Source organism: Pseudomonas sp. PDM13 (assembly GCF_025685765.1).
Lineage (GTDB): Bacteria > Pseudomonadota > Gammaproteobacteria > Pseudomonadales > Pseudomonadaceae > Metapseudomonas > Metapseudomonas solani.
The window spans coordinates 315,405-332,955 of the sequence record NZ_JAOTQU010000002.1; the positions used below are offsets into that span (position 1 = coordinate 315,405).

Sequence of the window (17,551 nt, forward strand, 5' to 3'; positions counted from 1 at the left end):
GGGCGCCCCTTGGTAAGGAGCGCGCATGACCCGTATCCCGAAGTCCGAATTCGCCCGTCGCCGCAAGGCGCTGATGGCGCAGATGGTGCCCAACAGCATTGCCATCCTGCCCGCGGCGCCGGTTCACATCCGCAACCGTGACGTCGAGCACGTGTACCGCCAGGACAGCGACTTCCAGTACCTCAGCGGCTTCCCCGAGCCCGAGGCGGTGCTGGTGCTGATCCCCGGCCGCGAGCATGGCGAGTACGTGCTCTTCTGTCGTGAGCGTGATCCCGAGCGCGAGCTGTGGGACGGCCTGCGTGCCGGCCAGGACGGCGCCATCGGCGAGTACGGTGCCGACGACGCCTTCCCCATCGGCGATATCGACGACATCCTCCCCGGCCTCATCGAAGGCCGCGAGCGCGTCTACTACTCCATCGGCACCAACCCCGAGTTCGACCAGCACCTGATGGAGTGGGTCAACGTGATCCGCTCCAAGGCGCGCCAGGGTGCGCAGCCGCCGAACGAGTTCGTCGCCCTCGACCACCTGCTGCACGACATGCGCCTGTACAAGTCGGCCGCCGAGGTCAAGGTCATGCGCGAGGCCGGCGAGGTCTCCGCCCGTGCCCATGTGCGTGCCATGCAGGCCGCCCGTGCCGGCCTCTACGAATACAGCCTGGAAGCCGAGCTGGAATACGAGTTCCGCAAGGGCGGCGCGAAGATGCCGGCCTACGGCTCCATCGTCGCGGCGGGCCGCAATGCCTGCATCCTCCACTACCGCGAGAACGACGCGCAGCTGAAGGACGGCGACCTGGTGCTGATCGACGCCGCCTGCGAGCTGGACTGCTACGCCAGCGACATCACCCGCACCTTCCCCGTCAGCGGCCGCTTCAGCCCCGAGCAGAAGGCCATCTACGAGCTGGTGCTGGCCTCCCAGGAAGCCGCCTTCCTCGAGATCGCCCCCGGCAAGCACTGGAACGAAGCCCATGAAGCCACCGTGCGGGTGATCACCGCCGGGCTGGTGGAACTCGGCCTGCTCCAGGGCGATGTCGCCGAGCTGATCGCCAGCGAAGCCTACAAACCCTTCTACATGCACCGTGCCGGCCACTGGCTGGGCATGGATGTGCACGACGTCGGCGAATACAAGGTCGGCGGCGAGTGGCGCGTGTTGGAGCCCGGCATGGCCATGACCGTCGAGCCCGGCATCTACATCGCCGTGGACAACCAGAACGTGGCGAAGAAGTGGCGCGGCATCGGCGTGCGCATCGAGGACGACGTGGTAGTGACCAAGAAAGGCTGCGAGATCCTCACCGGTGGCGTACCCAAGACGGTCGCCGAAATCGAGGCCCTGATGGCCGCCGCACGTACCGAGGCCGCATGATGCAACGCACCCAACTGGCAATCATCGGCGGCGGCCTCGTAGGCGCCAGCCTGGCCCTGGCCCTGCAGGAAGGCGCCAAGGCGCGGGGCTGGAAGATCACCCTGATCGAACCCTTCGCCCCGGGCGACAGCTACCAGCCGAGCTATGACGCACGCTCCTCCGCGTTGTCCTTCGGCACCCGGCAGATCTACGAGCGCCTCGGCCTCTGGCAGGCCATCGCCCGCCGCGCCGAGCCGATCCTGCAGATCCACGTGTCCGACCGTGGCCGCTTCGGCGCCGCGCGCCTGGCGGCCATCGAGGAGGGCGTCCCGGCGCTCGGCTACGTGGTGGAGAACGCCTGGCTCGGCCAGTGCCTGTGGCAGGCGCTGGATGCCGATGTGGTCACCTGGCAATGCCCCGCCGAGGTGGTGCGCATGGAGCCCCTGGCGGACGGCTATCGCCTCAGCCTCAACGATGACACCCAGCTCGATTGCGACCTGGCGGTTCTGGCCGATGGCGGCCGCTCCGGCCTGCGCGAGCAGCTGGGCATCGGCGTCAAGCGCAACCCCTATGGGCAGACCGCGCTGATCGCCAACGTCAGCCCCATGGAAGCCCATCGCGGCCAGGCCTTCGAGCGCTTCACCGACGAAGGCCCGATGGCCATGCTGCCGGTGGCGGACAACCGCTGCGCGCTGGTCTGGACCCGCCCGGGCAAGGACGCCGAGCGCCTGTCGCGCCTCGACGACCGTGCCTTCCTCGCCGAGCTGCAGGAAGCCTTCGGCTACCGCCTGGGCGCCTTCAACCAGGTGGGTGCGCGGCACCTCTACCCGCTGACCCTGGTGGAAGCCGAGGAGCAGGTGCGCGCCAACCTGGTGGTGCTGGGCAACGCCGCCCACAGCCTGCACCCCATCGCCGGGCAGGGCTACAACCTGTCCCTGCGTGACACCGTGGCCCTGGCCGAGACGCTGCTGGCCAGCGAGGCGCCCCTGGGCGACTTCGCCACCCTGCAGCGCTACCTCGACAGCCAGCGCCTGGACCAGGACCTCACCGTCGGCTTCTCCGACCAGGTGACCCGCCTGTTCTCCAACAAGGAACCGCTGCTGGCCAGTGGGCGCAACCTGGGGCTGCTGGGGCTCGACCTGCTGCCACCCGCCAAGCGCTGGTTCGCCCGCCAGGCCATGGGCCTGGGCACCCGCCCCATCTGAGCCGCGTCATGCAGGACCGTTCAATGGCGCGCAAGGCGCGCTTCCTGCGCTGGGCGCTGAACATCTACCCGCCCTACCTCGGGGCGGGTGTTCGCGTGCGGCAGATCAGCGCAGACTTCCGTCTGGTACGAGTCAAACTGGCGCTGGGCTGGTACAACCGCAACTACGTCGGCACCCAGTTCGGCGGTTCGCTCTACAGCATGACCGACCCCTTCTTCATGTTGATGCTGATGAACCTGCTCGGGCGCGATTACATCGTCTGGGACAAGGCCGCCAGCATCGACTTCGTCTCCCCCGGAAAAGGCCCGGTCTATGCCGAGTTCCGGGTCGACGACGGGTTGCTGGAACGCATCCGCCAGCACACCGCTGACGGTGACAAATACCTGCCCGAGCTGCACGTCGACGTGCACGACGGCGAAGGTACCCTGGTCGCCAGGGTGCACAAGACACTCTATGTGCGGCTCAAGCCGCGCGCGCGGCAAGCCGCCTAAGGAATGCACATGCAAGCGGATCTGATCATCGTCGGTGCCGGCATGGTGGGCAGTGCCCTCGGCCTGGCGCTCAAGGACAGCGGCCTGGAGATCATCCTGATCGACGGCAGCCCCCTGAGCATCAAGCCCTTCGACGCCGAGGCCGCCTTCGAGCCCCGGGTCAGCGCCCTGTCCGTCGCCAGCCAGCGCATCCTCCAGCGCCTCGGCGCCTGGGACGGCGTCGCCGCGCGCCGCGCCAGCCCCTATGGCGAGATGCAGGTCTGGGACGGTTCCGGCACCGGCAACATCCACTTCTCCGCCGCCAGCGTGCATGCCGAGGTGCTCGGCCACATCGTCGAGAACCGGGTGATCCAGGAGGCCCTGCTGGAACCCCTGCACGACAGCGGCGTCGGCCTGCTGCCCAATGCCCGCCTGGAAAACCTGCGCCGCTCCGGCGACGACTGGCTGCTGACCCTGGTGGACGGCCGCGAACTGCGCGCCCCGCTGGTGATCGCCGCCGACGGCGCCAACTCCGCCGTGCGCCGCCTGGCCGGCTGCGCCACCCGCGAGTGGGATTACCTGCACCACGCCATCGTCACCAGCGTGCGTTGCGAGCAACCGCACCGCCGCACCGCCTGGCAGCGCTTCACCGACGACGGCCCGCTGGCCTTCCTGCCCCTGGACCGCCAGGGCGACGAGCACTGGTGCTCCATCGTCTGGTCCACCACGCCTGAGCAGGCCACGCGCCTCATGGCGCTGGACGACGAAGCCTTCCGCGTCGAACTGGGCAAGGCCTTCGAGCATCGCCTCGGCCGCATCGAGGCCGCCGACCCGCGCCTGTGCATCCCGCTGCGCCAGCGCCACGCCAAGCGCTACGTGGAGCCGGGCCTGGCACTGGTCGGCGACGCCGCCCACACCATCCACCCGTTGGCCGGGCAGGGCGTCAACCTCGGCTTCCTCGACGCCGCGGTGCTGGCCGAGGTGCTGCTGCACGCCCATGGCCGTGGCGAGCGCCTGGCCGATGAGCGCGTGCTCAGCCGTTTCGAGCGCCGGCGCATGCCGCACAACCTGGGAATGATGGCGGCGATGGAAGGCTTCCAGCGCCTGTTCCAGGCCGACCCGCTGCCCCTGCGCTGGCTGCGCAACGCCGGGCTGGGCCTGGTGGACGGCCTGCCCGAGGCCAAGGCGCTGTTCGTGCGCCAGGCCCTGGGCCTGTCCGGCGACCTGCCGGAGCTCGCCCGCGTCTGATCCCGGGCCGCGCTCGCGGCCCGTGCGAAACACCTCGTCATACAAAGCGGAGCCGGATGCCAACTGAGGTTGATTATCATCTGGCTCCTTTTTGGCTACCGCGAGGCATTCGCAAATGAAGGCGCGCAACTCCCTGCTCACGCTCCTGGCCATCGGCCTGGGTGCCACCTCCGTCCAGGCGGCCGATGAAGTGGTGGTCTACTCGTCACGCATCGACGAGCTGATCAAGCCGGTGTTCGACGCCTACACCGCGAAGACCGGCGTCCCCATCAAGTTCATCACCGACAAGGAAGCCCCGCTGATGCAGCGCATCAAGGCCGAGGGCGAGAACGGCGTGGCCGACCTGCTGCTCACCGTGGACGGCGGCAACCTCTGGCAGGCCGAACAGATGGGCATCCTGCAGCCCTTCAGCTCCCCCGCCATCAAGGCCAACATCCCCGCGCAATACCGCTCCGGCAGCGACAGCTGGACCGGCCTCTCGCTGCGCGCGCGCACCATCGTCTACTCCACCGACCGGGTGAAACCGGAAGAGCTCTCCACCTACGAGGCCCTGGCCGACGCCAACTGGGAAGGCCGCCTGTGCCTGCGCTCCTCGAAGAAGGTCTACAACCAGTCGCTGACCGCCACCCTGATCGAGGCGCGTGGTGCCGCCGAGGCGGAGAAGGTGCTCAAGGGCTGGGTCAACAACCTGGCCACCGACCCCTTCGCCGACGACAACGCGGTGATCCAGGCGGTGGACGCCGGCCAGTGCGACGTCGGCATCGTCAACACCTACTACTACGGGCGTCTGCACCAGCAGAACCCGCAGCTGCGCGCCAAGCTGTTCTGGCCCAACCAGGCCGACCGTGGCGTGCACGTCAACCTCTCCGGCATCGGCCTGACCCGCCACGCGCCCCATCCCGAAGCGGCCAAGGCGCTGGTGGAGTGGATGACCACCCCCGAGGCGCAGAGCCTGTTCGCCGGGGTCAACCAGGAATTCCCCGCCAACCCGGCGGTGAAGCCTTCGGCCGAAGTGGCCGCCTGGGGGGCGTTCAAGGCTGATGACGTACCGGTGGAAGTCACCGGCAAGCGCCAGGCCGAAGCCATCCGCATGATGGACCGGGTCGGCTGGCACTGACCCCTCCACGGGGCGCTCACCCGGGCGCCCCGTGTCATCCCCCTTCCCGCTCTGCCCGAGAGTTCCGCTTGAAGCGTCCCGCCCAGCGCCGCTGGTACCCCGCCACTTTCGCCATCGCCGCCCTGGTGCTGTTGCCGCTCTGCGTGCTGGTGCTGTCCTGGCACGAAGTGGACCGCGAGATCTGGGCGCACCTGTGGGACACCCAGCTGCCACGCCTGCTGGGCAACAGCCTGGTGCTGGTGTTCGGCGTCGGCCTCGGGGTGACGCTGCTGGGCGTCAGCCTGGCCTGGCTCACCAGCCTCTGCGAGTTCCCCGGTCGGCGCTGGCTGGACTGGGCGTTGATGCTGCCCTTCGCCATCCCCGCCTACGTGCTGGCCTTCGTCTTCATCGGCCTGTTCGACTTCGCCGGGCCGGTGCAGAGCCTGCTGCGCGAGTGGTTCGGCAGCGGCGTGCGCCTGCCCCGGGTGCGCTCCACCGGCGGCGTGATCACGGTACTGGTGTTGGTGTTCTACCCCTACGTCTACCTGCTGGCGCGCAGCGCCTTCCTGGCCCAGGGGCGCGGGCTGATGGAAGCGGCACGCACCCTCGGGCTCAGCCCCTGGCAGGCGTTCTGGCGCGTGGCCCTGCCCATGGCGCGGCCGGCCATCGGTGCCGGTCTGGCCCTGGCAATCATGGAGACCCTGGCCGATTTCGGTGCCGTCTCGGTGTTCAACTTCGACACCTTCACCACCGCCATCTACAAGACCTGGTACGGCTTCTTCAGCCTTGGTACCGCGGCCCAGCTGGCCAGCCTGCTGCTGCTCGGCGTGTGCCTGGTGCTCTATGGCGAACGCCGCGCCCGGGGCGTGACGCGGCCGGCCAGCGAACGGCCCCGTGGCGCCGCCCTGTATCACCTGCGCGGCGTCCGCGCCTGGGCGGCCAGCGCCTGGTGCGGCCTGGTGTTCGCCTGTGCCTTCGTCATCCCCCTGCTGCAGCTGCTCGCCTGGTGCTGGCAGCGCGGCCGTTTCGACCTCGACGAGCGCTACCTGGGGCTGGTCCTGCACAGCCTCTACCTGGGGGCCATGGCCGCGCTGATCACGGTCTCGGTGGCGTTGCTGCTGGTGTTCGCCCGGCGCCTAGAGCCGACCCGGCCGATCCGCGCCGCCGTGGGCCTGGCCAACCTGGGCTATGCGCTGCCGGGCTCGGTGCTGGCGGTGGCCATCATGCTCGCCTTCAGCTGGCTCGACCGCGAGCTGGTGGTGCCGCTTTCCGGCTGGCTCGGTGGCGCCGGCAAGCCGCTGCTGCTGGGCAGCCTGACGGCGCTGCTGCTGGCCTACCTGGTGCGCTTCATGGCGGTGGCCCACGGGCCGCTGGAAGGCGCCCTGGCGCGCATCCGCCCGTCGCTGCCGGAGGCCTCGCGCAGCCTCGGCGTGGGCGGGCCGCGCCTGTTCCTGCGGGTCTACCTGCCGCTGCTGGTGCCCGGCGCCCTGAGTGCGGCGCTGCTGGTGTTCGTCGACGTGCTCAAGGAAATGCCCGCCACCCTGCTGATGCGCCCCTTCGGCTGGGACACGCTGGCGGTGCGCATCTTCGAGATGACCAGCGAAGGCGAATGGGCCCGCGCCTCGCTGCCGGCCCTTAGCCTGGTGCTGGTCGGGCTGCTGCCGGTCATCGGCCTGATCCGCCGTTCCGCCCGGGGCTTCGGGCGCTGAAACATGACGTGACCGCTGGGTCAGCCGTCGGGTGTCCAGTCTTCCGCCTTGCGGCTACAATGCGCGCCATTCGTTGCGGCGCGTCTGCCTGAAAGGGCGTCACGACCTGCCGTCGAGGCCACGGAAAGCCAGGCCCGACAAGGGTTCCAGCGCCCGTCCGCATCTTCGCCAAGCCCGGAAGGAGAAACCCATGGGACAGCGTACCCCCCTCTACGATCTGCACCTGGCGTTGGGGGCCAAGATGGTCGATTTCGGCGGCTGGGACATGCCGCTGCACTACGGCTCGCAAGTCGATGAGCACCATCAGGTGCGGACCGATTGCGGCGTCTTCGATGTGTCCCACATGACGGTGGTGGACGTAGCCGGCAGCCAGGCCCTGGCCTATCTCCAGCGCCTGCTGAGCAACGACGTCGAGCGCCTCAAGACCCCCGGCAAAGCCCTCTACAGCGCGATGCTCAACGAGCGTGGCGGCGTGGTCGACGACCTCATCGTCTACCTCACCACCAGCGGTTACCGCCTGGTGGTCAACGCCGCTACCCGCGACAAGGACCTGGCCTGGATGCACAAGCAGGCCGACGGCTTCGACGTGCGCCTCGACGAGCGCAGCGAACTGGCCATGCTCGCCATCCAGGGCCCCGCCGCCCGCCACCGCACCGCCGAGCTGGTGAGCAGCGCCCGCGCCTCCCTGATCCACGAACTCAAGCCCTTCCAGGGCCTGCCCGAAGGCGACTGGTTCATCGCCCGCACCGGTTACACCGGCGAGGATGGCCTGGAAATCATGCTGCCCCGTGACCAGGCGGCCGGCTTCCTAAACGAGCTGGTGGGCGCCGGTATCGCGCCCATCGGTCTCGGCGCCCGCGACACCCTGCGCCTGGAAGCGGGCCTGAACCTCTACGGCCAGGACATGGACGAAGACAATTCGCCCCTGGCCTCGAACCTGGCCTGGACCATCGCCTGGGAGCCTGCCGGCCGCGATTTCATCGGCCGTGACGTGCTGGAGGCCCAGCGCGCCGGCGGTGCCCAGCCCAAGCTGGTGGGCCTGGTGCTGGAGGAGCGCGGCGTGCTGCGCGCCCACCAGGTGGTGCGGGTGGAAGGCGTGGGCGACGGTGAAATCACCAGTGGCAGCTTCTCGCCCACCCTGGGCAAATCCATCGCCCTGGCCCGCCTGCCGGCGGGGACCTGCGAGCGCGCCGAAGTGGAAATTCGCGGTAAGTGGTACCCGGTTCGCGTCGTCCAGCCGAACTTTGTACGCAATGGCAAAGCCTTGATCTAAATTTTCCTGGCGGGCCGACCGCCGCCGTCCTTGAGGAGCCTGAACAATGAGCAATATTCCCGCCGATCTGCGTTACGCCCCCAGCCACGAGTGGGCCCGCCTGGAAGCCGATGGCAGCGTTACCGTGGGCATTTCCGACCATGCCCAGGAAGCCCTGGGCGATGTGGTCTTCGTCGAGCTGCCGGACGTCGGCAAGACCCTGGCCGCGGGCCAGGAAGCCGGCGTCGTCGAGTCGGTGAAAGCCGCTTCCGACATCTACTCGCCGGTTTCCGGTGAGGTGATCGCCGTCAACCAGCTGCTGACCGACTCCCCCGAGAACGTCAACAGCGACCCCTACGGCGCCTGGTTCTTCAAGCTCAAGCCGGCCAACACCGCCGAGCTGGACAAGCTGCTGGACGCCGCCGCCTACAAGGCATCCGCCGACTCCGACGCCTGACGCTACAGCGGCTCGCCGCCCCGCCCGGGGTGGCGGCCGATGCTCGCCCGGCCGGTCCTCCGACCAGCCGGCCGGCCATCCTGGAAATGCTTGCCTAAGCTTATTGGGCCATTTCCAGAGGCCGATCCCATGTCGCACATCCCCCCGTTGTCCCAGCTGCAACAGCCTGACGCCTTCCTCCGCCGCCACCTGGGCCCGGACCAGGCCGAACAGCAGGCCATGCTCGAAGCCCTCGGCCTCGCCGACCGCGATGAGCTCATCGTGCAGACGGTGCCACCGGCGATCCGCCTCAACCGCCCCCTGGAACTGCCGGCCGCCCTGGACGAAGAGGCTGCCCTGGCGAAACTGCGTGCCCATGCCCAGCGCAACGAGGTGTGGACCAGCCTGATTGGCATGGGCTACCACGGCACCCTGACCCCGGCCGTGATCCTCCGCAACGTGCTGGAGAACCCCGGCTGGTACACCGCCTACACGCCCTACCAGCCGGAGATCGCCCAGGGCCGCCTGGAGGCGCTGCTGAATTTCCAGCAGATGACCATCGACCTCACCGGCCTGGAGCTGGCCAGCGCCTCCCTGCTGGATGAAGCCACCGCCGCCGCCGAGGCCATGGCCCTGGCCAAGCGCGTGGCCAAGGCCAGGAGCAACCTGTTCTTCGCCGATCAGAACTGCCACCCGCAGACCCTTTCCGTGGTGCGCACCCGCGCCGAGGCCTTCGGTTTCGAGCTGGTGGTGGACGCGGTGGAGAACCTGCCTTCGCACCAGGTGTTCGGTGCCTTGCTGCAATACCCGGACACCCACGGCGAGATCCGCGACCTGCGCCCGCTGATCGAGCACCTGCACAGCCAGCAGGCGCTGGCCTGCGTGGCTGCCGACCTGCTCGGCCTGCTGCTGCTGACGCCCCCCGGCGAGCTGGGCGCCGACGTGGTGTTCGGCTCGGCCCAGCGCTTCGGCGTGCCCATGGGCTACGGCGGCCCCCATGCGGCCTTCTTCGCCACCCGTGATGAATTCAAGCGCGCCATGCCCGGGCGCATCATCGGCGTCTCCAAGGACGCCCGTGGCAATCTCGCCCTGCGCATGGCACTGCAGACCCGCGAGCAGCACATCCGCCGCGAGAAGGCCAACTCCAACATCTGCACGGCCCAGGTGCTGCTGGCCAACATCGCCGGCTTCTACGCCGTCTATCACGGGCCGGAAGGGCTCAAGCGCATCGCCCAGCGCGTGCACCGGCTCACCGCCATCCTCGCCGAGGGGCTGGCACGCAAGGGCGTGCAGCGGCTCAACCAGCACTACTTCGACACCCTCACCCTGGAGGTGGGCGGCAGCCAGACGGCGATCATCGAGTCGGCCCAGGCGGCGCGCATCAACCTGCGCATCCTCGGCCGCGGCCGGCTCGGGCTGAGCCTCGACGAGACCAGCAACGCCGCCACTGTCGAGCAGCTGTGGAGCATCTTCCTCGGTGCCGACCACGGCCTGTCGGTGGACGAGCTGGACGCCGGGGTGCTGGTGCCGGGCATTCCGGCGGAGCTGGCGCGCAGCTCGGCCGTGCTGCAGCACCCGGTGTTCAACACCCACCACAGCGAGACCGAGATGCTGCGCTACCTCAAGCAGCTGGAGAACAAGGACCTGGCGCTCAACCAGTCGATGATCCCCCTCGGCTCCTGCACCATGAAGCTCAACGCCACCAGCGAGATGATCCCCATCACCTGGCCGGAGTTCGCCGCCATCCACCCCTTCGCGCCGCTGGAGCAGACCCAGGGCTACCAGGCGATGATCGCCGAGCTGGAGGAATGGCTACGGGCGATCACCGGCTTCGACGCCATCTGCATGCAGCCCAATTCCGGCGCCCAGGGCGAATACGCGGGGCTGCTGGCGATCCGCAAGTACCACGAGAGCCGGGGCGAGGCGCACCGCAATATCTGCCTGATCCCCGCCTCGGCCCACGGCACCAACCCGGCCTCGGCGCAGATGGCGAGCATGCGCGTGGTGATAGTCGAGTGCGACAAGGCCGGCAACGTCGACCTCGACGACCTCAAGGCGCGGGCGGCGGAGGCGGGCGCGCAGCTGTCCTGCCTGATGGCCACCTACCCCTCGACCCACGGCGTGTACGAGGAGGGCATCCGCGAGATCTGCGAGGTGATCCACGCCCAGGGCGGGCAGGTCTACATGGACGGCGCCAACCTCAATGCCCAGGTCGGCCTGGCGCGCCCGGCGGACATCGGCGCCGACGTCTCGCACATGAACCTGCACAAGACCTTCTGCATCCCCCACGGCGGTGGCGGCCCGGGCATGGGGCCGATCGGCGTGCGCGCGCACCTGGCGCCCTTCGTCGCCAACCACCCGGTGATCGAGCTCAAGGGGCCGAACCCGGAGAATGGCGCGGTCAGCGCGGCGCCCTGGGGCAGCGCCAGCATCCTGCCCATCAGCTGGATGTACATCGCCATGATGGGCCCGCAGCTGGCGGATGCCACCGAGCTGGCCATCCTCAACGCCAACTACCTGGCCAAGCGCCTGGGTAGCGCCTACCCGGTGCTCTACACCGGGCGCAACGAGCGGGTCGCCCACGAATGCATCCTCGACCTGCGCCCGCTCAAGGCGGAAACCGGCATCAGCGAGGAGGACGTGGCCAAGCGCCTGATGGACTACGGCTTCCATGCACCGACCATGTCCTTCCCGGTGCCGGGCACCCTGATGGTCGAGCCCACCGAGAGCGAGTCCAAGCACGAGCTGGACCGCTTCATCGAAGCCATGCTCGGCATCCGCGCGGAAATCGCCAAGGTGCAGGCCGGCGAGTGGCCGGCCGAGGACAACCCGCTCAAGCGCGCGCCGCACACCCTGGCCGACGTGGTGGGCCTCTGGGAGCGGCCCTATAGCATCGAGCAGGCAGTGACGCCCACCGCCCACACCCGGGCGCACAAGTACTGGCCCACGGTGAACCGCGTCGACAACGTCTACGGCGACCGCAACCTGTTCTGCGCCTGTGTGCCCCTGGAGGACTACCGCGAGTAGGGCATCTCTTTTAGAGGCCCAGCAGTCGCTCCCGGGCGCCGGTTATTCGGCCTTGAGCTGCAGGCGCCCGAGCAGCCCGATCAGCAGCCCGTTGAAGACGATCAGCAGCAGGCTGCTGGCCAGGCCGACGACGCTGATCAGCTTGGACGGGAGGAAATCGAAAAAGCTGAAGTCGAGCAGGGAGAGCACGCGCTCGCCGAACCAGAACAGGTCGATGACGATCATCAGGATCAGCACGATCTTCAGCGTGGGGATGGGGTTACCCATGGGGGACGTCCTTGTAGGTGAGAAGAAGAGGGCCGGTAAAGGTGACGCCGGCAGGAAGGTTGTGCCCGAGCGCCGGACTTCCCGCAAGCCCGGCGTGCCCTGGATGCGGCCTGGGTAGCGCTTTCAATCGGTGGATAAGAAAGGGCCCCCAACCTGGCCGGGCTGGGGGCCCTCGATGCATTCCATGCCGCGCTGCAAGCGCCCGCGCCTGCGGGTTTCCCTTTATTCGTTGGCGAGGATGGCGGTAGCCAGTTCCTCGTCGCTGGCCTGGATGCCGGGGTTGTCGGCACGTACCTGCTTCAGCGCCGCTTCTAGGAAGGGGCCACGGATGGCGCCGTCGCTGGCGACGAAGCTGCTGGCGTCTTCGCGGGCGGCGACGATCAGCTTGTGGTCCTTGAAGGTCACGTAGGTGGAGGCGGTGGTGGCGCCGGAGGACAGCACGTTGCGCCAGAAGGTATCCGCCATGGCCGAGCCAGCAGGGATGGCGGCCAGGGCGATGACAGCGGCAGCTACTGTGGTACGCATGGGATGACTCCAGGTTGTTGTGAGGGACCTGCAACTGAGATTCCGGGCGGCACCGGGGAGTTCCGTATACAGGCCAAGTGGCCGCCGACCGGTCATGGCAGCTGGCCAGTGGTTCGGCCCGGCGGCCGCTATTCCCGTTTCAGCGCCGGGTCGTCGGGGTTGAGCTGCTCCAGCTCGGCGAGCAGGGCCTGCACCTTCTGGATCTGCCCCGCTTCGCGCCAATAGCCGATCAGCGCCAGGCGTGCCTCGCGGTTGACGGGGTTGCTCTCCAGTACCAGCTCCAGGCGGCGGCAGGCCTCCTCCAGCTTGCCGTCGTCGTGCAACGCGGCCGCCAGGGCGTGGCCGTAGCGGGCGTTGCCGGGCTCCAGGCGCACCGCTTCGCGGAATGCGGCGATGGCGGCCTGGCGCTCACCCTTGCGCAGGGCCGCCAGCCCCTGGGCGTGATGCAGCAGGGCCGCCTCGGGGTGCTCGCGCAGCGCCTCGGCCAGCAGCTTCTGGCCCTCTTCCCAGCGGTAGTTGGCGTCGAGCCATTGCACCAGGGCGACCCGCGCGGGAAGGAAGTCGGGGTCGCGTTGGATGGCGGTGCGCAGGCGCCCTTCCACCTGGTCGGCGCGGCCGTTGCCCTGGTAGAGGGACGCCAGGTTGAGGTTGGCTTCGGCGCGCTCGGCCAGGCTCAGCTGCACCGCCTCGTATTCGGCGATGGCCTTGTCCCAGGCCTTCTCGTAGTTGCCCAGGCCGGTGCTGCCCATGCCCAGCAGGCCGCGGGCGGCGATGATGCGCACGGCCCGCACCGGGTCGGTGAGCAAGGGCGCCAGCAGATCGCGGCGCTGCTCGGGCGGCAGCAGGGCATTGACCGCGCGCACCGCCGCTTCGCGTACCTGGGGCGCGGCGTGGTTGAGGTCGTTGGCGGCGAGGTTCAGCGCGCGCTCGCTGGGGTAGCCGGGCAGCTCGGCGAGCAGGGTGGCGCGGCGGATGGCCGGCAGGTCGCCACGCTCCAGCTGCTGGAACAGGGCCCGTGAGGCGCCGGGGCGGCCGTTGCGGATCAGCGCCAGGCTTTCGTCGTAGCGGGGCGCCGGGTCCTTGCCCTGGGCGTACCAGTGTTCGAACTGCTCGGCCACGGCCTGGCCGGCGACGTCCTTGTGGCAGCCCAGGCAGGCATCAGGGGTGCCCAGCTTCAGCGCGCGGCCCGGGTTGGGCAGGCTGAAGCTGTGGTCGTGGCGGTAGTCGTTGCCTTGCAGCGTCTTGCCCGGCATGTGGCAGTCCACGCATTGGGAGCCAGGCTGGCCGGCGGCATGGTGCAGGTGCTCGGGGGCCTCGTAGTCGCGGGCCTTCAGGCCCTTGTCGTCGATGCCGGCCACGGTGCTCTTGCCGCTGGGGTTGTGGCATTGGGTGCAGAGGCCGTTGCCCTCCACTCGTACGCCGCCGCTGTGGGGGGCGTGGCAGGTGCTGCAGCTGAGCCCGCGCGCGTACATGCGGCTCTGGGTGAAGGAGCCGTACTCGTAGACCTGTTCCTTGAACTTGCCGTCCAGCTCGTACAGCTCGCGGGTCAGCGCGCTGGGCAGGTAGTCGTCCATCAGGCGCTTGCCGAAGGCGTGGTCGCCATCCAGGGGCACGCGGCGGGCGTGGCAGCGGGCGCAGGTTTCCACCTGCAGGCGGTTGCTGGTGCGGGCCAGGTCCAGGGTGAAGCCGGCCTGGGAGTGCAGGCCCTTGAAACGCGCCCATTCCAGGTGCAGGGAGGCCGGGCCGTGGCAGGCCTGGCAGCCGACGCCGGGGGCGGCCCAGTGGCTGGCGTAGGTACCGGTGGCGTCGTCATAGCCACGGACGTAGCCGGTGCTGTGGCAGTCGATGCACTGGAAGTTGGCGTTCTGCGACGGCTTGCTCCAGTGCTGCGGGTTGCGGAAGTCGACGCCCTGGCCGGACGCGAGGTGGAACCAGGCCTTCTTCTGCGTATCCCAGGCGATGCCGAAGGCTTGCAGGCGCCCGCCGGGGAGCTCCAGCAGGTACTGCTGCAGCGGCTCCACGCCAAAGGCGTAGGCCACCTTGAAGTCCGCCGGCTGGCCGTCGGGGCCGGGGGTGTTGACCCAGTAGCCGTCGTCCTTGCGGAAGAAGCGCGTGCTTTCCCCTTCGGCCTCGAAGCGGGCGTCGTCGAAGTCCCCCTGCACCGAGCGCGGCGAGGCGTCCTGCATCGCCAACTGATGGTGCGAGCCCTTCCAGGCTTTCACCTGGGGCGAGTGGCAGGTGCCGCATTGCTGCTCGTCGACCATCTGCGCCGGTCCCTGGTCCGCCAGGCTCGGCCCCGGGCCCCGCGTCGGCACGTAGGGCTTGCCGCCCTGCACCCACAGCCAGCCGCCCAGGCCCACCAGCAACAGCAGCGCGGCGAGCACGGGCAGGACGTAACTGGGGCGGCTGGGCGGAATCGCGGGGGAATCGGGGGCGTTCGGGTGTTTCGGCATGCAGACGTCCGCTGTGGTGCATGGACTCACGGAAGCACGCAGCTTCCGTGAATGCGCCCGAAGCTGTCAAACCAGCGCAAGGCGTGCGGCGCTGCGCTTCGTCGTTCTGCAGCCTGGGCGCTGCTCAGTGGCAGAGCCCCAGCAGATGCGGCCGGTAGTGGCTCCCGGGCTCCGCGCTGATAGTGCAGAGAAAACTCAGCGTGGCCGGGGCGTTCAGCCAGGTCATCTGCTCGAACAGGCGAGGGTCGGCGGTCACCTGCTGCACCAGGTAGCCCCGGTGCTGGTCACGCTCATCCTCGTTTTCGGGCTGCCGGGCAATGACCGCAAAACACTGGTCCTGCCCCTCGACGACGTGGCGATAGAGGCCGAGGCAAAGAACGGTGAGTTGAAACTGCATGTCGCATCTCCTTATTGCGCGAGGGTGCCTTTGGGCACCTGCCCATCCGGGCCGATAGCATGTAAAAAACCTCCCTCCGCCCTGCGCGTCCATGTGGGGGCCATTGGACCGAGCCGACGGCCTGCGCTCTTTCTGGCGCTTGGCCGTTCTGGCGGCCGGGCCACAAGTGGATCATGGCCGCGCGCTCGGGCGGAGGGAGGGAAACCCGGGGCATCCCGCGAGCCACCTTCGGAGCGGCGTCCGAACGCGGGTGCAGAGGAGTGCCCTGGGTGCGAATAATACATAGGGTATTTGCGTCCTATGGCTTGTATTACACTGGGTCACTGGCCGCCGGCAATACGGCGCGTAATGTCGCGCCCATGAAGAAATGGAACCTGCTGGCCAAGGCCAGGATGAAAGATCTCGGTGTCACCCAGGAGCAATTGGCCGAACGCCTGCACGTGACCCAGGGCGCCGTGGCGCACTGGCTGGGAGGGCGGCGGGAGCCCGGGTTGACCCGTATCAACCAGATACTCGGCGCGCTGCACATGCCTCCGCTTAGCATTGGCGGGCAGGCCGTGCAATCGTCCACGGCGCCCGACGATGGCAGGCAGGACGCAGACGCCCCGGATGGCGTGGCCCCTATGACCATCAGAGAATCGGATTCATCCCGCTACGAGTACGAGATCGAGCTTCCGCTGCTGCGCGAGGCCGAGGGCGATTCGGACCCGCTCAACGCGCTAGAGGAACTGGACTACTCGGGAATTCGCTTCAGCCGACATGCCTTGAAGCAGCGGCAGATAGAACCGGAACAGGTGGCCTGCGTCATCGTCAGCGGCGACAGCATGGAACCTGTCTTTCCCGACGGCGCGGTCCTCGGCATCGACCGTGGGCGTTGCGAGGTGGTGGATGGCAAGGTCTATGCCCTGGTCGACGAGGGCATGCTGAGGATCAAGGTCCTGCACCGTCTTCCGGCCGGGCAGATCCGCCTGCGCAGCTACAAGCGCGAGGAATACCCCGACGAAGAGCGCCCCCAGGCCGGCATCAAGGTCATCGGGCAGGTGTTCTGGTCCTCGGTGCTCTGGTAACCCGTTCGCCCGCCCATCCTTCCCAACCGTTGCGCCTCCCCCGCGCCCTGGCCTGCCTCAGCGGGCGTGATCCAGCAGCGCGTCATTGCGTTTCTTCAGCCCCGGGATACTGACCTGCAACTGGTGCTTCACCCAATTGCTGAAGGCCTGCACGGCGGGGCGTTCGGCTTTCAGCGGGTCGGCCACCAGGTAATAGCCGCGGTGGGAGTCGATGCTGGTTTCGAAGGGGCGCACCAGCAGGCCACGGGCCAGGGCGTCGCCGCTGAGCAGGTTGTCGCCGATGGCCACGCCCTGGGCGGCGATGCAGGCCGACTGCGCGCAGTGGGCATCGGAGAAGACGATGCCGGTGGAGGCGTCGATGTTCGAGGCGCCCGCCGTGGCCAGCCAGACCCGCCAGTCGGTGTGATCGTTCATGTGCAGCAAGGGCAGGGCACCCAGTTCCTGGGGGCTCTTGAGCCCGCCCTGGGCGTTGATCAGGCGCGGGCTGCACACCGGGAAGAAGCGCAGCGCGACGATCTGCTCCACCCACTGGTCCGGCCAGTCGCCGATGCCGTAGGCGATGAACAGGTCGGCACTGGTGTTGCTGGTGTCGTCTGGCGCCCGGGGCGAGATCACCTGCAGCTGCACCTGGGGGTATTGGCGGTGGAAGGCGCCGATGTGGTGGCACAGCCAGTAGGTGGCGAAGCCCGGGTTGCAGCTCACGCAGAGCCGGCCGGAGACCTGCTGCTCGTCGAGCCCCAGGGCCGCCTCCTGAAGCGTGGAGAGCGCCCGGTGCACTTCCCGGGCGTAGCGCACGCCCTGGTAGGTGAGGCCGATGCCACGGCCGATGCGCTCGGTCAGGGCGAAGCCGAGGCTCTGCTCCAGGCTGCTGACCTGGTGGCTGATGGCACTGCGGGTGAGGCTCAGCTCGCGGGCGGCGGCGGAGACGCTGCCCAGCCGGGCGATGGCGTCCAGCGCACGGATGGCGGTCATCGAGGGGAAGCGCATGGGGTCTCCTTTCGGGAGCGTGGCCAGGGGTTTGAATGTTGAGCTGAATTGAACAATACGGCAAAAACAATTC

15 protein-coding genes are annotated in these 17,551 nt (G+C 68.7%); 10 read left to right on the plus strand and 5 right to left on the minus strand.

From position 1 onward, the window contains the following. Nucleotides 1–25 precede the first annotated feature (25 nt). The 9 genes from pepP (at nucleotide 26) to gcvP (ending at nucleotide 11,782) form a co-directional block, all read left to right on the plus strand. Nucleotides 26–1,360 carry a Xaa-Pro aminopeptidase gene (gene pepP / locus OEJ36_RS03475; RefSeq protein ID WP_021218217.1) on the plus strand — a complete coding sequence of 445 codons (1,335 nt, stop codon included), beginning with the start codon at nucleotides 26–28 and terminating at the stop codon, nucleotides 1,358–1,360. Further along, nucleotides 1,360–2,544, plus strand: a complete 1,185-nt coding sequence (gene ubiH, locus OEJ36_RS03480; protein ID WP_043244252.1) for a 2-octaprenyl-6-methoxyphenyl hydroxylase — start codon at nucleotides 1,360–1,362, stop codon at nucleotides 2,542–2,544. The genes pepP and ubiH overlap by 1 nt, the downstream gene beginning before the upstream one ends. An 8-nt stretch (nucleotides 2,545–2,552) precedes the next feature. Beyond that, nucleotides 2,553–3,035: a DUF4442 domain-containing protein gene (locus OEJ36_RS03485; protein ID WP_263400391.1), complete on the plus strand. Its 483-nt coding sequence runs from the start codon at nucleotides 2,553–2,555 to the stop codon at nucleotides 3,033–3,035. Nucleotides 3,036–3,044: 9 nt separating this feature from the next. Next, nucleotides 3,045–4,262 (plus strand): 2-octaprenyl-3-methyl-6-methoxy-1,4-benzoquinol hydroxylase, encoded by a 1,218-nt coding sequence (locus OEJ36_RS03490; protein ID WP_043244231.1) that lies wholly within the window; start codon nucleotides 3,045–3,047, stop codon nucleotides 4,260–4,262. Between the two features lie 115 nt (nucleotides 4,263–4,377). Next, on the plus strand, nucleotides 4,378–5,379 hold the full coding sequence (locus OEJ36_RS03495) for an extracellular solute-binding protein (protein WP_263400392.1): 1,002 nt from the start codon (nucleotides 4,378–4,380) through the stop codon (nucleotides 5,377–5,379). Nucleotides 5,380–5,447: 68 nt separating this feature from the next. Beyond that, on the plus strand, nucleotides 5,448–7,067 hold the full coding sequence (locus OEJ36_RS03500; RefSeq protein WP_263400393.1) for an ABC transporter permease: 1,620 nt from the start codon (nucleotides 5,448–5,450) through the stop codon (nucleotides 7,065–7,067). Nucleotides 7,068–7,257: 190 nt separating this feature from the next. Then, nucleotides 7,258–8,340 carry a glycine cleavage system aminomethyltransferase GcvT gene (gene gcvT / locus OEJ36_RS03505; protein ID WP_263400394.1) on the plus strand — a complete coding sequence of 361 codons (1,083 nt, stop codon included), beginning with the start codon at nucleotides 7,258–7,260 and terminating at the stop codon, nucleotides 8,338–8,340. A gap of 46 nt (nucleotides 8,341–8,386) precedes the next feature. Further along, entirely contained in the window at nucleotides 8,387–8,776 is a 390-nt protein-coding gene (gcvH, locus tag OEJ36_RS03510) for a glycine cleavage system protein GcvH (protein ID WP_263400395.1), read from the plus strand. Between the two features lie 129 nt (nucleotides 8,777–8,905). Then, nucleotides 8,906–11,782 (plus strand): aminomethyl-transferring glycine dehydrogenase, encoded by a 2,877-nt coding sequence (gcvP, locus tag OEJ36_RS03515; protein ID WP_263400396.1) that lies wholly within the window; start codon nucleotides 8,906–8,908, stop codon nucleotides 11,780–11,782. Between the two features lie 42 nt (nucleotides 11,783–11,824). On the opposite strand, the gene OEJ36_RS03520 is transcribed toward gcvP, so the two are convergent. The 4 genes from OEJ36_RS03520 to OEJ36_RS03535 all read right to left on the minus strand — a co-directional run bounded on the left by OEJ36_RS03520 (nucleotide 11,825) and on the right by OEJ36_RS03535 (nucleotide 15,424). Next, on the minus strand, nucleotides 11,825–12,049 hold the full coding sequence (locus OEJ36_RS03520) for a hypothetical protein (protein ID WP_263400397.1): 225 nt from the start codon (nucleotides 12,047–12,049) through the stop codon (nucleotides 11,825–11,827). Between the two features lie 222 nt (nucleotides 12,050–12,271). Then, nucleotides 12,272–12,574, minus strand: a complete 303-nt coding sequence (locus OEJ36_RS03525) for a DUF2388 domain-containing protein (RefSeq protein ID WP_021218227.1) — start codon at nucleotides 12,572–12,574, stop codon at nucleotides 12,272–12,274. A gap of 128 nt (nucleotides 12,575–12,702) precedes the next feature. After that, entirely contained in the window at nucleotides 12,703–15,027 is a 2,325-nt protein-coding gene (locus tag OEJ36_RS03530; RefSeq protein WP_263400398.1) for a multiheme c-type cytochrome, read from the minus strand. 124 nt (nucleotides 15,028–15,151) lie between these two features. Further along, entirely contained in the window at nucleotides 15,152–15,424 is a 273-nt protein-coding gene (locus OEJ36_RS03535) for a hypothetical protein (protein WP_263400399.1), read from the minus strand. Nucleotides 15,425–15,783: 359 nt separating this feature from the next. On the opposite strand from OEJ36_RS03535, the gene OEJ36_RS03540 reads away from it, so the two are divergent. After that, a complete protein-coding gene (locus OEJ36_RS03540; protein ID WP_263400400.1) occupies nucleotides 15,784–16,491 on the plus strand; it encodes an XRE family transcriptional regulator in 708 nt (235 codons plus the stop codon). 57 nt (nucleotides 16,492–16,548) lie between these two features. On the opposite strand, the gene OEJ36_RS03545 is transcribed toward OEJ36_RS03540, so the two are convergent. Beyond that, a complete protein-coding gene (locus tag OEJ36_RS03545; RefSeq protein WP_021218231.1) occupies nucleotides 16,549–17,478 on the minus strand; it encodes a LysR substrate-binding domain-containing protein in 930 nt (309 codons plus the stop codon). Between the last annotated feature and the right edge of the window lie 73 nt (nucleotides 17,479–17,551).